The sequence below is a fragment of the Myroides sp. LJL119 genome, from assembly GCF_054871605.1.
Genome location: NZ_JBTXLO010000007.1, coordinates 146,870 through 162,967 on the forward strand (window position 1 = coordinate 146,870; position 16,098 = coordinate 162,967).

The 16,098-nt window shown below is 33.0% G+C and carries 12 protein-coding genes; 8 read left to right on the forward strand and 4 right to left on the reverse strand.

From position 1 onward, the window contains the following. Positions 1 to 189 carry a CAL67264 family membrane protein gene (locus ACYSNV_RS09110; protein WP_461762260.1) on the forward strand — a complete coding sequence of 63 codons (189 nt, stop codon included), beginning with the start codon at positions 1 to 3 and terminating at the stop codon, positions 187 to 189. 94 nt (positions 190 to 283) lie between these two features. Here the strand turns inward: ACYSNV_RS09110 and ACYSNV_RS09115 are convergent, their stop codons facing one another. Further along, positions 284 to 457 (reverse strand): hypothetical protein, encoded by a 174-nt coding sequence (locus ACYSNV_RS09115; RefSeq protein ID WP_461762261.1) that lies wholly within the window; start codon positions 455 to 457, stop codon positions 284 to 286. 269 nt (positions 458 to 726) lie between these two features. On the opposite strand from ACYSNV_RS09115, the gene ettA reads away from it, so the two are divergent. Next, entirely contained in the window at positions 727 to 2,415 is a 1,689-nt protein-coding gene (gene ettA / locus ACYSNV_RS09120) for an energy-dependent translational throttle protein EttA (RefSeq protein WP_461762262.1), read from the forward strand. 351 nt (positions 2,416 to 2,766) lie between these two features. On the opposite strand, the gene gltS is transcribed toward ettA, so the two are convergent. After that, entirely contained in the window at positions 2,767 to 3,993 is a 1,227-nt protein-coding gene (gene gltS / locus ACYSNV_RS09125) for a sodium/glutamate symporter (RefSeq protein WP_461762263.1), read from the reverse strand. A 248-nt stretch (positions 3,994 to 4,241) separates the two neighbouring features. Here gltS and guaA point away from each other — a divergent pair, with 248 nt between their 5' ends. From guaA to ACYSNV_RS09145, 4 genes are all read left to right on the forward strand, one after another. Further along, complete coding sequence (gene guaA / locus ACYSNV_RS09130) at positions 4,242 to 5,768, forward strand: glutamine-hydrolyzing GMP synthase (protein WP_461762264.1); 1,527 nt, start codon at positions 4,242 to 4,244, stop codon at positions 5,766 to 5,768. A gap of 70 nt (positions 5,769 to 5,838) precedes the next feature. Further along, on the forward strand, positions 5,839 to 7,926 hold the full coding sequence (locus ACYSNV_RS09135; protein WP_461762265.1) for a LysM peptidoglycan-binding domain-containing protein: 2,088 nt from the start codon (positions 5,839 to 5,841) through the stop codon (positions 7,924 to 7,926). Positions 7,927 to 7,939: 13 nt separating this feature from the next. Then, positions 7,940 to 8,170 carry a DUF3820 family protein gene (locus ACYSNV_RS09140; protein ID WP_461762266.1) on the forward strand — a complete coding sequence of 77 codons (231 nt, stop codon included), beginning with the start codon at positions 7,940 to 7,942 and terminating at the stop codon, positions 8,168 to 8,170. Between the two features lie 306 nt (positions 8,171 to 8,476). Further along, complete coding sequence (locus ACYSNV_RS09145; protein WP_461762267.1) at positions 8,477 to 9,784, forward strand: NAD(P)/FAD-dependent oxidoreductase; 1,308 nt, start codon at positions 8,477 to 8,479, stop codon at positions 9,782 to 9,784. Between the two features lie 10 nt (positions 9,785 to 9,794). Here ACYSNV_RS09145 and ACYSNV_RS09150 read toward each other — a convergent pair whose 3' ends face one another. Continuing rightward, positions 9,795 to 10,883 carry a DUF3810 domain-containing protein gene (locus ACYSNV_RS09150; RefSeq protein WP_461762268.1) on the reverse strand — a complete coding sequence of 363 codons (1,089 nt, stop codon included), beginning with the start codon at positions 10,881 to 10,883 and terminating at the stop codon, positions 9,795 to 9,797. Positions 10,884 to 11,506: 623 nt separating this feature from the next. Here ACYSNV_RS09150 and ACYSNV_RS09155 point away from each other — a divergent pair. After that, a complete protein-coding gene (locus ACYSNV_RS09155; RefSeq protein ID WP_461762269.1) occupies positions 11,507 to 12,991 on the forward strand; it encodes a S41 family peptidase in 1,485 nt (494 codons plus the stop codon). 213 nt (positions 12,992 to 13,204) lie between these two features. Here ACYSNV_RS09155 and ACYSNV_RS09160 read toward each other — a convergent pair whose 3' ends face one another. Next, on the reverse strand, positions 13,205 to 14,119 hold the full coding sequence (locus ACYSNV_RS09160; RefSeq protein ID WP_461762270.1) for a hypothetical protein: 915 nt from the start codon (positions 14,117 to 14,119) through the stop codon (positions 13,205 to 13,207). 360 nt (positions 14,120 to 14,479) lie between these two features. On the opposite strand from ACYSNV_RS09160, the gene ACYSNV_RS09165 reads away from it, so the two are divergent. Further along, positions 14,480 to 15,949 (forward strand): aminoacyl-histidine dipeptidase, encoded by a 1,470-nt coding sequence (locus ACYSNV_RS09165; RefSeq protein WP_461762271.1) that lies wholly within the window; start codon positions 14,480 to 14,482, stop codon positions 15,947 to 15,949. Positions 15,950 to 16,098: the final 149 nt, after the last annotated feature.

A 16,098-nucleotide genomic window follows, 5' to 3' on the forward strand; every position in this document is an offset into this window, starting at 1 on the left:
ATGCCATATAAATTAGATAAAAATAAAATTCTTGGTTATGCGTGTCTTATTATGATATTAATGGGAGGTCTTTTAATAGGTTTGGGCGCCTTAAAATATTATGATGTAGCCGGATGGGGGTTTGTTTGTACAGGAATAGGATTCCTAGCTATTGCCTGGGTATTTAATGCCTTAAAAGGCCGAGTGTAATATATTTAGAGATTAGTAACTGGTTGTAAAAACCAAAAAAATAAAACTTGTAAATAGTCTTTTTAAAAAAGAGGCTACTTACAAGTTTTATTCATTAAATCCCTATACAATTCTGATACTCATCCTCGGGTTTTTCCTCGGAATAATTTGCCGGTGAAATCGAATCACACATTTGACAAACATAAGCATCTATTGAGGGGTCGTAAAAGTGATTTTTATGATTATCCTCACAAAAATCATTCTGGGTAATTAGTGAATAATTTTTCATAGAGTTATGAATTTTAATTTAGCTTAAAAATAAAACATTTTTAATTAATATGCTAGAATTAAATGTAAAATTAATGTTATTAATTCAAAAAATATGCTGCTTTAACTAAAAACGATGCTAAAAAATCATCTGGAAGGCTAATTTTTAAAAAAGAGTTTCGAATTTGGTTATTTAGGCGTACTTTTGGCTAACAGAAGATTGGTCTTTAAGCTTATTGTGAGTCTTAAATACTGATTGTTTTAATTTTTTAATTCAATTTATTAAACTTTATGTCAGACGATAAAAAAGTAATTTTTTCGATGTCAAAAGTGAGTAAAACCTACTCATCGACAAATAAAACGGTTTTAAAGGATATTTACTTAAGTTTTTTCTATGGAGCTAAAATTGGAATTTTAGGTCTTAATGGTTCAGGTAAATCATCTTTACTTAAAATTATAGCTGGAGTTGATAAAAACTATCAAGGAGATGTTGTTTTTTCTCCAGGATACACAGTAGGTTACTTGGAACAAGAACCACAATTAGACGAGAGTAAAACAGTTATCGAAATTGTGCGTGAGGGTGCAGCTGAGGTAGTGGCTATCTTAGATGAGTTTAATCAGATAAACGATATGTTTGGTCTTCCAGAGGTATATGAAGATGCAGATAAAATGCAAAAGCTAATGGATCGACAAGCAGAGTTGCAAGATAAAATTGATGCAGCTGGAGCATGGGAATTAGATACTAAGTTGGAAATTGCAATGGATGCTTTACGTACCCCGGATCCAGACACCCCAATTAGTGTACTCTCTGGTGGAGAACGCAGACGTGTAGCTTTATGTCGATTGTTGCTTCAAAATCCAGATGTGTTATTATTAGATGAGCCTACCAACCACTTGGATGCAGAGTCAGTGCACTGGTTAGAACAACATTTACAACAATATCAAGGTACAGTGATTGCTGTAACCCACGACCGCTACTTCTTGGATAATGTGGCTGGTTGGATTTTAGAGTTAGATAGAGGAGAAGGTATTCCATGGAAAGGGAATTATTCATCTTGGTTGGATCAAAAAAGTAAGCGTTTAGAGCAAGAAGAGAAAGTTGCTTCTAAAAGACGTAAAACCCTTGAGCGTGAGCTTGATTGGGTTAGACAAGGAGCTAAAGGTAGACAAACAAAGCAAAAAGCAAGGTTGCAAAACTACGATAAGCTTTTAAATGAAGATCAAAAACAATTAGAAGAGAAGTTAGAGATTTACATCCCCAATGGACCTCGTTTAGGAACAAATGTGATTCAGGCTAAGGGGGTTAGTAAAGCCTTTGGAGATAAGTTACTATATGAGGATTTAAACTTCACATTGCCACAGGCTGGTATTGTTGGTATTATTGGACCAAACGGTGCAGGAAAATCAACTATCTTTAGAATGATTATGGGTGAACAACAACCCGATCAAGGAACCTTTGAAATCGGAGAGACTGTTAAGATTGCTTATGTAGATCAAACTCACTCTAATATTGACCCGGAAAAGTCAATTTGGGAGAATTTCTCGGATGGACAAGAGTTAATTATGATGGGTGGGCGTCAAGTTAATTCACGTGCTTATTTAAGCCGTTTTAACTTTGCTGGATCAGAACAAAATAAAAAAGTATCCACTCTTTCAGGAGGAGAGAGAAACAGGCTACACTTGGCTATGACCTTAAAAGAAGAAGGTAACGTTTTATTATTAGATGAGCCTACCAATGACTTAGATGTTAATACATTACGTGCTTTAGAAGAAGGATTGGAAAACTTTGCTGGTTGTGCGGTGGTTATTTCTCACGACAGATGGTTTTTAGATAGAATTTGTACCCATATTTTAGCCTTTGAAGGAGATTCACAAGTTTATGCCTTTGAAGGATCATTCTCTGAATATGAACAAAATAGAATTAAACGAATGGGCGATGTGGCACCTACTCGTTTGAGATATAAAAAATTAGTTCGCTAATTTTAAAAAAAACACCCCTATAGGCATGTCTAAGGCATGTCTTATAGGGGTGTTTTATGGACTTTAAACTGCTAATATGTAAAAATGTGGTGGTAGTTTTATAAAACAGGTTGCTAAGGGAAGTTTGTTTTTTGTCAACCCGTTTCATTGAGCTTATAAATCACGGTAATTAAAAGCAATAGCAGTCAATAATATTAAGTTGCTATTAAATGAAGCCCTTAGCTTATAATTATAGAATTTTATAGTAAACTAACAAATCAAGGTGTTTGTCTTGTAGGAAAATACTAAGAAAAATTAAAGCCCTGTTGTCTTTAAACAACAGGGCTTTTATGTGATTTACCTGAAAGGATTTTATATAAATGATACAAAAAGATTTAAAATTAAAGCATTTAATATATCAATAAAAAATGCGCCCACCATAGGGATGATTAAAAACGCTTTTTGTGAAGGACCAAAACGATTAGTAACAGCTTGAATATTTGCTACGGCCGTAGAGGTAGCCCCTAGTCCAAATCCACAATGTCCAGCCGAAAGGACAATAGCATCATAGTTTTTACCCATTACTCGATAAGTTACATTGTAGGCAAAGACTAACATTAAACCAACTTGTACAATTAAAATAAAGAAAATAGGCAATGCTAGTTCAACAATTAACCAAAGTTTTAAACTCATTAATGCACATGCTAAAAACAAAGAAAGTCCAATATTTCCTAGAAGATCAATCGGTTCGTCCTTTATTTTTTTCTTAAAAAGATGTGTTGCGGTGTTTCTAAGGATTACTCCTATGAATAAACACCATACAAAAGTTGGTAGTTTAAAACTATATTGCGCATTCCATGAAGATAAAATATTACCCAAAACAACGCATACTGCTAACATGGTGATAGTAGTTAGGATACTTTGATAGGTAATTCTATCCTTCCAAGACGAGTTTGTTTGCTTGTTAGGAGCCTGTGTTGAGAACTCGGGATTGTCTAACGATTCGCTGAAGTCTTCTTGGCTAAGAGGTTTAATATTGTTTTTCTTAAGTAGGCGATAAGCCAAAGGTCCACCTATTGTGCCTCCGAATATAAGCCCAAAGGTAGCACAGGCCATCCCTATTTCCTTTGCTCCTGCTAAAGGGTTAGGACCTTGCATAAAATCATCAGCCCAGCCACCAGCAGTTCCATGTCCTCCTGTAAGAGTAATGGATCCGGCAATTAAACCAAACCTTAAATCTAAATTCATAATCTTGGCCATTGCTACTCCTAAAGCATCCTGACATGCAATGAAAACTGCTGCAATTGCTAAAAATATCACCAAGCTTTTACCTCCTTTGACTAATTGAGCGAAATCTGCATTTAAGCCAACGGAAGAGAAAAATATTAACATCATACCTTGTTGAAGGCCTTCATGAAATAGAAACTCTGTACCAACAAAAGCATATGCACCCCAACATAGTAAAGCAATTAGAAATCCACCAACTACAGGTTCGGGGATATTGTATTTTTTAAAAAAGGTTATTCTTTCAACTAAAAAATGCCCTAAGAATAATACCATACAGGCTAAAAGAAGTGTTTCAAAAATTCCAAATTCCATATAAAAAAGGTGTGTGTATTTGTAAAAATTACCCTACAAAAGATATTGTAGTTTCGACAAATATATAGAAACAAGAGTGGGAATGTCAAAAAAATAAACCAATTTTAAGTAAAAGATACATATTTAGTATTTTTTCAAAGAAAAAAACATGATATGTGTTGTTTTGTTGGATTAAAGTAATGAAAAAAAGTAAAGTAAAAAAAACAGAAGTTTTTTTGTCATACGTCGATAAATAGCTATTTTTGCGCATGCAACACAATGTACTTATATTAGATTTTGGATCGCAATACACCCAGTTGATTGCGCGAAGAGTTCGTGAAATGAATATTTTTTGCGAAATCTTACCATATAATGATTTACCAGAAGATTTGACTCAATTCACAGCTGTTATCTTATCTGGTAGTCCTTATTCTGTTCGTTCTGAACAAGCACTACACCCAGATTTGTCGAACATTAAAGGGAAAATGCCTTTGTTAGGTGTTTGTTACGGTGCGCAGTATTTAGCTCACTTTAATCAAGGGGAAGTAGCACCTTCACAAACTCGTGAATACGGGCGTGCAAATCTTACCTTTATGCAAGACGATGCTTTATTTAAAGATGTGCCGCAAAATAGTCAGGTTTGGATGAGTCACAGCGACACAATTAAAACTTTACCTACAAATGGGGTTTTATTGGCAAGCACAAAAGACGTGAAAAATGCTGCTTATAAGATTCAAGGTGAACAAACCTATGCTATTCAATTCCATCCAGAGGTATTTCACTCAACAGATGGGGCGCAGATCTTAAAAAACTTTTTAGTAGACATAGCTGGTGTACAACAGAACTTTACACCTAATGCTTTTGTTGAAGAGACTGTGGCTAACTTAAAACAAACAATCGGAAACGAGAAGGTTGTTTTAGCCCTATCCGGAGGGGTAGATTCAACCGTGGCAGCTGTGCTTTTGCACAAGGCTATTGGAGAGAACCTACACTGTATTTTTGTTAACAATGGTCTTTTACGTAAAAATGAGTTCCAGAACGTTTTGAATAACTACAACGGAATGGGCTTAAATGTAAAAGGAGTGGATGCCACTGATCGCTTTATGGCAGCTTTAAAAGGATTGGAAGATCCAGAGGCAAAAAGAAAAGCAATCGGACACGCGTTTATTGAGGTTTTCGACGATGAGGCCAAATTAATTAAAGATGCTACTTTTTTAGGTCAAGGTACAATCTATCCTGATGTTATTGAGTCTATTTCTGTAAAAGGACCTTCGGCTACAATAAAATCTCACCACAATGTGGGGGGATTACCTGACTTTATGAAATTAAAGGTGGTAGAACCTCTTCGTATGTTATTCAAAGATGAGGTACGTAGAGTAGGGGCTTCTTTGGGAATAGATCCAGAGTTATTAGGAAGACACCCTTTCCCAGGTCCAGGATTAGCAATACGTATTTTAGGAGATATTACCCAGGAAAAAGTACGCCTTTTACAAGAGGTAGATTATATTTTTGTTCAGGGATTAAAAGATCATAACCTATACGATTCTGTATGGCAAGCAGGTGCAATTCTTTTGCCTGTAAACAGTGTAGGGGTTATGGGAGATGAAAGAACTTATGAAAAAGTTGTAGCCCTTAGAGCTGTAGCCTCCACCGATGGTATGACTGCAGATTGGGTTCATTTACCATATGAGTTTTTAATGGAAATTTCCAATAAAATTATTAACAACGTAAGAGGTGTTAATCGAGTGGTTTATGATATTAGTTCAAAGCCACCTGCAACAATTGAATGGGAATAATTTAAAAAATTAAATAAGTCGCTGTAACTTTGTTGTAGCGACTTATTATTTTATTGAATAGATTTGCATCATGAAAAAGAACTTTATAGCTGCTTTATCAGCATTTATTATTACAGCATCTTCTTTGTTTGGACAACAAAGAGAAACCTTTGTTACCTATACAGTAAGTAAAGGTGAGACAGTTAGTAAAATTGCCCGAGAGTATAATATACCGGTTAGCGAAATTTTAAAATTTAATCCAGAGGCCAAATCCGGGCTTCGCGTTGGAGATATTTTATTAATTCCAGAGAGAAGTCCCCGCGAGTCTAATGTGGTAACTAATCCTGTTAAAACTAAGGAAGCTACTATAGATTCAGATGTTTCTTATGTCCAAAAATCTATAGATAAATCGGAAAATATAGTTTCTAAAAATAACGAAAATACCGATCAAAAAAACATTACCCATAAGGTATTAAAAGGAGAAACCCTTTATAGTATTAGTAAAGATCATCAGGTTAACATAGAGGACTTATTGTTTTGGAATCCCGATTTGAAATTAACAGGACTTCAAAGTGGTTCGGTTATTATAATAGGGAACAATGCGGTATTGGGTCAAGATAATTTGCAAGATAAGTTTCCAGAAAAGTTAAGCGCCTCACAAGCAGATACCATTGTAGATATTAATAATATTTATTATAAATATATTCAGGTCGAACCCCAATCGACTCTTTATGGTTTGGCTGTGTTGTATCAGACATCTATTCAACGTTTAGTGGAGTTGAATCCCGAATTAAAACAAGGACTCAAAACAGGACAAAAGATAAAGGTTCCTGCTTATGGTAGTGGATCTTCCGAATCACTTAGTACTAAAAAAGAACAGCATGTAGAATCACCTGGATTTATACAAGTTAAAGTCGCACCAAAACAGACACTTTATAGTTTAGGACGTCAGTATAATGTAAGTGTGGCTGATATTATTAAATGGAACCCTCAAATTCAACAATTAGGGCTTCAAATAGGAATGCTTTTAGATATTAAGGTAGATAATCCAAGTGATTATGAACTTATTGAATCAATAGATAAGCAAACCGTAGTCTCGGATGGTGTATTTGTGAATCTAGAAAAAACATTAGATAAGACGCAACAAAAAGAAATTGCATTTTTACTGCCATTTAATCTAAATAATTTAGGAGATCAAGTAGAGTTGAAGTTGCAAAACGATTCATTTCTAAATATGACTCTTGATTTTTATTCTGGTGCAAAAATGGCCGTTAGTAAGGCCCAAGAAATGGGTTTAAACTTAAAGGCAAGAGTATATGATTCACAGGAGGGAAAAAACTCCTCCGAAGTGGTTAATATTTTTAAGCAAAATAACTTTTCTAATACAGATGCTATTATTGGTCCATTTTTTCAAACTAACGTTGAAACAGCGGCTAATAACTTGCCAAATGGCAATGTGATTTTGGTGTCACCCTTATCTAATGAAAAGGCAACTCTTTCTAGACAAGTTATTCAAACTATGCCCTCGAGTGATATTCTAAAATCTAGTCTATTGGATTATTTTTTAAATCAACCTTCTGTTAAATTAACCGTGGTTGTGGATGATAGAAGAACCTCAACTAAAAACTTTATGCGTACTAACTACCCTATGGTAAAGACAATTGGGGTGGCGAGTATTGCTGATTTGGATAAGACATTGGTTAGTGGAATGAAAAATGTCTTTATACTTGATTCAGGTAGTATTGAGAGCGCTTCTTTGTTCACTAAAGTGTTACATAAAGCAGTTGATCGCTTTGATATTCAAATTGCAAGCTTTGACAAAGCAGATGTTTTTGAATATAATGAGATTACCGTTCAGGCTTTAGTGGATTTAAAATATTCATATGCCTCGGTAACTAGAGATACTCCAAGTTCGTTAGTGGATCCAGAATTCTGGGAGACATATAAAGAAATTTATAAAACTAGTGCCAATAGATATGCAGTTAGAGGTTTTGATGTAACAATGGATATAATTTTAAGATTATTTCAACAAGAAGGATTCGAAAATACGCTTTTATACCCTTCCTCTGAATTGGAGAATCAATTCAGATACGTAGATCAACCTTTAGGAGGAGCTAAGAATATTGGTGTTTATATTTTGCAGTATGATTCGGATTTTACTGTCAAAATGATTAATTAATTTTAAAAGCTGTATGTCAAATAATCAAGATTATTTAATAGAATTGGCTCATAGTAAAATGCCTTTTGGTAAATATAAAGGATATTATTTGATAGATTTACCAGAGTATTATATAGTATGGTATTATAATAAGGGTTTCCCTGATGGGAAAATTGGCCAGCAACTGGCCTTGGTATATGAACTGAAATTAAATGGGTTAGAGTCCATGATTCATAAAATCAAAAGGAGTTTCCCAAAACAATAAAAGAAAGAAGGTTCTTGAGGTTATTCAAGAGCCTTTTTTTATTTAGGATACTTATTTTTGTTAGGAAAATTAAGATTTTTTTTACAAAAACTAGGGGATTAAAAAATAGATATTTGGTAGTTTTTTATAAAAAATTAAACGAATTGCGCAAAGAGCCAGAGCTTGATTGTAGATTGTTTAAAAAACCCTATAAAACATTGTTTTCTCAATATCCGCAAGGCTTTTAAAAGATAAAAAGGTTTTGAAAAAGAAACTAAAAACACAATAATTAATCGTAAATTTGCACCTTGTAAAAATCGATTGATTATGATGAATATTCCAACTTCCAGTTTACCACGAGTAGTTATTATTGGTGGAGGTTTCGGAGGACTGTCTCTTGCTAAAAAATTAAAAAATAAAAACTTCCAAGTAGTTTTACTTGATAAACACAATTACCATACATTTCAACCCTTATTGTACCAAGTTGCAACGGGTGGTTTAGAATCAGGATCTATTGCGTATCCTATTCGTAAGGTAGTTCAGGCTCAAAATGAAGTTTTCTTCCGTTTGGCAGAAGTACAACGTATTGATACCCAAAACAAGAAAGTGATTTCAGATATTGGAACTATTTTTTATGACTATTTAGTAATTGCTACTGGTTCAAAAACTAATTTCTTTGGCAATAAAGAAATTGAGCGAAACAGTATGGCTATGAAAACGATTCCACAGTCTTTGGATATTAGAAGTTTAGTGTTAGAAAATTTCGAAGCTGCTTTATTAACCAATGATATTGAAGAGCGTAGGTCTTTGATGAACTTTGTAATTGTTGGAGCGGGTCCAACCGGAGTAGAGTTAGCGGGAGCTTTAGCGGAAATGAAAAAACACATTTTACCTAAAGATTATCCAGATCTAGATTTTGGTTTAATGGAAATTAACGTTGTACAAGGTGCACCTCGCGTTTTAGACGCTATGTCAGTTAAGAGTTCGGCTGCTGCAGAAAAATTCCTAAAGGACTTAGGGGTTAAAGTTTGGTTAAGTGAAATAGTAACCAATTATGATGGGGAAAAAGTAACTACAAAAAGCGGTAACGATTTCATTTCACAAAATGTTATCTGGACAGCGGGTGTTATGGGTGCAGATATTCAAGGCTTTGATAAAGAAACCGTGATGCAAAGAGGTAATCGTATGAAGGTTAATGAATTTAACCAAGTTGAAGGATTTACCGATATTTTTGCCATCGGAGATATTGCCACTATGATAAGTGATAAAACACCTATGGGACACCCAATGATGGCTCAACCAGCTTTACAACAAGGAGAGTTATTGGCCAGTAACTTAGTGCGTCTTGATAAAAAACAACCATTAAAACCTTTCGTATATAATGATAAAGGTTCTATGGCAACTATAGGACGTAATAAAGCTGTGGTTGATTTACCTAAATTCCATTTTAATGGATTTTTCGCCTGGTTTGTATGGATGTTTGTTCACTTGATGTCATTGATAGGATTTAGAAACAAGTTAGTTGTTTTCTCAAACTGGTTGTATAACTACTTAATGTTTGATAGACAGGCTCGTTTAATAATTCGTCCATACAAGAATAAAAGAATAAAAGAGGAAATTAAACAACAAGAATAATTAGTTATAGTTATGTTTGTGGTTTAATGTGGTAGTTAATTAAAAGATCAATAAATCGGTTATAGGATTGTATTCCTTGCTTTTGATTATTGACCTTTAAAAAGCTATCATAAAAAATATGCATTAGCGAATCAGCAAAGTTTTTGTAGGAAAGCCAGAATCTAGTATTTTCTTGAATATTGTAAAGTATTCCAGAGGGGATAGATTCTAAAATTTCTAAAAACTCTGTTGATTCGCTTTTTTTTAATTCCGATAAACAATAACGTAAAGCAAAGATGTTGGCGGCATACTGATAGCGTAGGTTGTTTTGATTTTTTGCATTTAAATAACCAATAAAATTGGCCTCGCTTTCTTTGGCAAACCCCAATTGATGGGCAAGTTCATGGCTTGCTGTAACTATCATAGTTAGTTTTGGGATGTTTTTGTTTACTTGAGCCTCCGTTGTAAAAGGGTTGACATATCCAGAGAACCCCATATAGGTCAGTAAATTACTAAATACAGATGGTTTAACTATAGTAGACCTAGGTGTAAAACTATGGGTTTGTAAGGCTGTTTTAGAAATACTTAAACTTGCGTCTTTTAAGATTTTTTGGTAACTGTAGTTTGTACTAACAATACTGTTTTTATGGAAACTTAATTCTTTATGTAACTGGATTGTTTGAGAAACTAAAGTTTTTGATAATTCTACAACTTGTTGGTTATCATAACCAAGAGAAATCCCTAGGGTTTGTTCAAGAGGTTTATTATAGTTGTTTAATCCCCATGTTATATTAAATACAAACCAAAAAGTAGTTAGAACCAAGATAGAGTTTGCAAAAAAAACATAAATTTTTTGCTTTATTGTTTTTTTAGACCTTATAAGCAGAAAACAACCAAATAGTATAGCTATTACTAATATTAGATAAATCGTATCTCCTAAGGAAAAGGAAAATGGAAAACATTCAGCTAAAAAAATAAAGTAAGTGCTATAAGTGGTATAGAATTTGTCTGTGTAGTAATATTGTATGTTACTTGGATTATTTTGCGCATAGCTTGTTATAATCCAAGTTATACAAAAAAGTATAAAACTAAGTAGTAGTTTGTTTTTTAATGACCTCATAGGTGATAAAGCTCTTTTAGAAAAAAAGAAAGATAATAAAAATTCCCCATTACTTATCACAAAATCAATTTGCTTTGATATCCATAAAATGTACGGAATTTTTTGATTTTTTTTTAAAAGCTTTTAAAAAAACAAAAAAGAACTACTTAAGGGGGAGTAGTTCTTTTTGCTTGACTGTTTTAAAATAGTCAAAAAATGCTATATTACGATAAGGGATTATGTAAACTCTCAATTATAACTATCGAGAATAATCACAACTATGATACAAAGGTAATAAAATATCCGATACAATAACTTTATTTTAGAATCATTTTAAAGTTAAATTCTTGTGAATTAAATGGTTGGCTTAAATTTGGTGTTGTTTTATCAGAAATGTTATAAGTAAATGGTGTTAATTACTTTTGTAAAGGTATTTTTTGTTGTGTGTTTTTATAGACTAAAAATAACTTCTTAGTTTAATGTAAACCAATAAATAAGATAGGGAGATGTTAAATGTGTTTTTTAAAGTATTAATTGATTCTAATTTTTTAAATTAGCTTAAGAATTGTAGATAAGTAAAATATTTATAGGCCAATTGCGTTTATATTTATGTAACTATAATATTGTAAACAAAGTCATATTACATGATAAGAAAAAGCTTATGGTTAGTTGGTTTGTTACTGAGTTGTAATTTTGCTTTTGGGCAAAAGAAATTCGAAGAATTAACTAAGGAAGATTATTTACAAGACTTTGATGTTTTGGTAAATATTATTAAAAATCAACATCCTAATCCGTATCGATTTAATTCAGAACAAAATTTTAATCAAGATGTAGGTAAATTACGTGATGAGTTAGAAAATAATCCCACTTATGCGCAGTTTTTACTCTCGAGCCCCTTGTCATATATTCATGATGCTCACTCTGGTTTAAGTACAGACTTAATATTTTTTGAAGATTTCTCCAGACAGGCTAATTTTTTCCCTTTCTCAACGGTGGTTTATAACAATAAAGTATATGTAAATCAATTTGGTGTGGATATACCCCCTGGGGCAGTGCTTGAGAGGGTTAACCAAGTGGATGTGGATCAGTTACTTGATCAAATTAAAATCAGCTCTGATGGGTTAATCAAGGCCGTAAACGCAAAGGACTTTTCCCTGTATTGTTCTTTTATGTTTAATCAAAATAGCGATTATCTAATTGAGTATCGACCAACTCCCTCATCAAGTGAATTAATTCAGGTTAAAGTAAAGGCGGTGGATTATTCTAGAAGTTATTATAATTCTCAAAAATCAATTCTACCAATCGATCTTATTAGCTATTCCTATGGTATATTTGGTCGAGAATTAAATCCCGATACCTATTGTTTGACCATAAAAACTTTTGGTTTTTCTGAGGAATATGCCTATCACAAGCTTAGTACTTTCTTTCAAGAACTTAATCAAAAGGGGATAAAAAATCTAATTATAGATATTCGCTCAAACGGAGGTGGTCTGTTGAGTAATATACCATTGTATTATTCGTTTATTTCTAAGGATAAGACTTTTAAAAACACCTACAGGTATGCCACAAAAGTATTGGAGATTAACGTTCGAGAGAACCTAGTAGATGGTAATGGAAGACAGTTATCGGATATGGATATTAAAAACATGGATAACTTTATGTATCAACGATATGACTTTGATCCGCTTCAAGAATATTACTTTGGAAATAATCGTTTAGATGAGTCTTATGTGGAGAATTATCCCAAAGATCGAAACGCCTTTCAGGGTAATGTTATTTTACTTATTGATAACAATACCGTATCAGCGGCAGCTTACTTTGCAACTTTATTTCAAGAAAATCAAAGAGGGGTTATTGTAGGGCAAGAAACTAGAACCTGTAGAAATTTTACAACAGCTTCCTGGTTTTTAAATTATAAATTACCTAATACCCAAACCATTGTTAACTTACCCAGGTCGGAGGTATTTTTCAACAATAATATTACACAACAGGATAATTGTCGTGGTGTAATACCTGATTTTTCGGTAAATGACAAAGATTTTTACGATGCTTTGATTCATGCGCAGGATCCCGATGTGAAACTTGCTTTAAAAGTTCTTCAAGAGCAAGAGCAAAAAAATAACAAATAAAAAATAAGGACCCTTTTATGTAAAAAGGGTCCTTATTTTTTTTAACTAGCTATTGGGTGAATTTATACATTTGATATGTTTTTTAAAAAAGGGTATTGCTTTTAAAATACCTACTAAATTGACATGTACTTGGATAAGGCTACTTGGATTTTAATTAACCTTAAGAATCCTTTTTTTTGTTCCTAGTTTTGGTGCTATTGATATGCTAGTTTTTTAATTTAAATATGCATTAAAAGCATTGATTACTTTTTTTTGTCCTTGTATTAAGTTGGTCTGGGTATCGCTGGTAATACTTCCTTGATTTAGTAACTCATTTAAAGCAGAATCAATAATATTTAATTGTTGATTTAGCGTGGTTTGGTAATCATTAAAGAGATTGGATTTTTCACTGTTTTTTAGCATCGGTGTATTTTTTAGGATTGATTTTTTTATTGAAAGTACTTGCTCTTGTAAAGAAGTTAAATCTTTTTTTGCGATTGTTTGATTGTTCAGCCAAATAAGAATATTGTTGATTTGCAAGTATTCAAGTCTCGTTAAAAACTCAGGAATCTTAAGTGCGTCATTGCTATTTATCTGAGCTTGTATTTCTGTAAGGGCAAGGTTGGTTAGCTCAAAGAGTTCTTGGGTATTGGTTTTTATAGCCATTACTAATTTTTGATTCTCTGTTTCAAGTTCCTTGCCTTGTATCCATTGATCTGTTTTATACTCCTGGGTGATTAAGTAAGTGGATATTTGATTTACGTTTTGTTTTAATAGTGAATCATTTTGTAAAAACGCACCAATAAGTGATTTAAAACTTTGGGTTTGTTGTGAAGAAAAAGACAAAGGCGGTATGATTAAATCTTTGTAATTATTAGTAGGGGAAAATCGGATTTTTAATTGTTCGATATTTGTAGTTAGAGGTTTGTTTTGATCAACACATTGCCAAATAGAATCCATCAGTGGTTTATTGCTATAGATTAAATCGGTCATATTTACCTGCATTTGAGAAATCTGATTTAGGTAATTAAGTTGATCATAAATGGTTGTTTGTATTTGTTGATCCTTTGGTTTATTAGGTTCTTTCTTACAAGAGTTTAGTGAAAATATGGTTAAAAAAATAATGCTGAGTACTACTAGTCTTTTCATTGGTAAGAAGGTTTTATGGATTTACTTTAATTATGTTATTTATAATGAATTTAATAAAATAATTTTAACTTATAGTTGTTTTGTGTTAAAATAAGTGTTTTTTGTTTTATACGTGTTACTTTTAATATAGGACAAACTCTAATACCAAAAGGTCTTCACTTTTAAAAATCAATGTATTTTTTTAAAATGAATTAAACATTGGCTATATAAGCTACCAAATCTAAAAGCATCAATTTGTCTTATTTAAAATTATATAAATCAGTAAAAAAGCATTTCATAGAAAATTAAATTATGGTAAAACTCCTGTGTTGTCTATAAAATCGTTAAATTTGAGCATTAGTAAAAAAGAAATTAAATAATATGAGTCAAGAGGTTAGAAATCTGCAGCCAAAAGAGTTGTGGGAGCAGTTCGCGGATCTAAACGCAGTTCCTCGTCCTTCGAAAAAGGAGGAAAGAGTAATTGAGTTTATGATGAATTTTGGTAAGAGTTTAAACTTGGAAACTTTTAAAGATCAGGTTGGAAACGTTATTATCAAAAAACCAGCAACTGCTGGAATGCAAGACAGAAAAACCATTGTAATGCAATCGCATTTAGACATGGTTCATCAAAAAAACAACGATACAGAATTTGATTTTGATACCCAAGGTATTCAAATGTATATAGACCAAGATTGGGTAAGAGCCAAAGGGACTACACTAGGGGCTGACAATGGAATTGGTGTGGCTACAATAATGGCGGTTTTAAAAAGCAATACTATTGAGCATCCTGCTATTGAAGCTTTGTTTACCATTGATGAGGAAACTGGAATGACCGGAGCTAAAGGTTTAGTAGGTGGTCTTTTACAGGGAGAAATTCTTTTGAATTTAGATACAGAGGAAGACGATGAGATTGATATTGGATGTGCTGGAGGTATTGATATTACAGCCAGTGCAGAGTATGATCAGGAATTGACACCCGAGGGATCCATTGGATACAGAATTACAGTAAAGGGCTTAAACGGAGGTCACTCAGGTATGGATATTCATAAAGGACTTGGTAATGCCAATAAAATTATGAATCGTCTTTTATTTGATGGTTTTGATTCATTTGGATTGCAAATAAGTAAGATCAAAGGTGGTAGTTTACGTAACGCTATTCCTAGAGAAAGTGTTGCCGAGGTAATAATCGCGCAGATGTACGATCAGGCCTTTGTCTTTGATATGAATATAATTGTGGATGAGATTAAACAAGAATTACACACGGTAGATCCTAATTTTGAAGTAGTTTTTGAGAAGCTTGATCCTAGTGAGACTCCAAAGTTTGTTATGCCACCAATGGCGCAGTATTTCTTTGTACGTTCTATGTATGCCGCACACAATGGGGTATATAAGATGAGCACGGATTTTGATGATTTAGTTGAGGCATCTAACAATATTGCTAAAGTAGAGCTTGACAATGGAAGTTTATCTGTGAAATGTTTGACACGTTCATCTGTGGAATCCACCAAAATGGACTTAGCAAATTCACTTCGTAGTGCCTTTGAATTAATGGGTTGTGAGGTAGAATTCTCAGGCTCGTATCCAGGATGGAGTCCAAAGTCAGATAGCCAAATATTAGAGGTTTTGGAACAAATCTACATTCAACAAAACGGAGAGTCACCAAAAGTGGTTGCTTGTCACGCTGGTTTAGAATGTGGAATTTTAGGAACTAACTACCCGCAGATGGATATGATTTCTTTTGGACCAACAATTCGAGGAGCACATTCACCCGATGAGAGAGTAAGTATTTCTTCGGTAAATAAATACTGGAATTTTGTTTTAGAGATTCTAAAAAATATTCCTAAAAAATAGATTGAAGTAGAACCTATTTTTTAAGCAGCTAACTCAAAAAAAGAGTTAGCTGTTTTTTTTGATCGGTCTTTATTTGGTAGGTTAAAACCATTAATTCTAGGTGTGAGGTTATTTTTTTTAAGTAAAATTTAATGAAAAAGTAAAGTGGA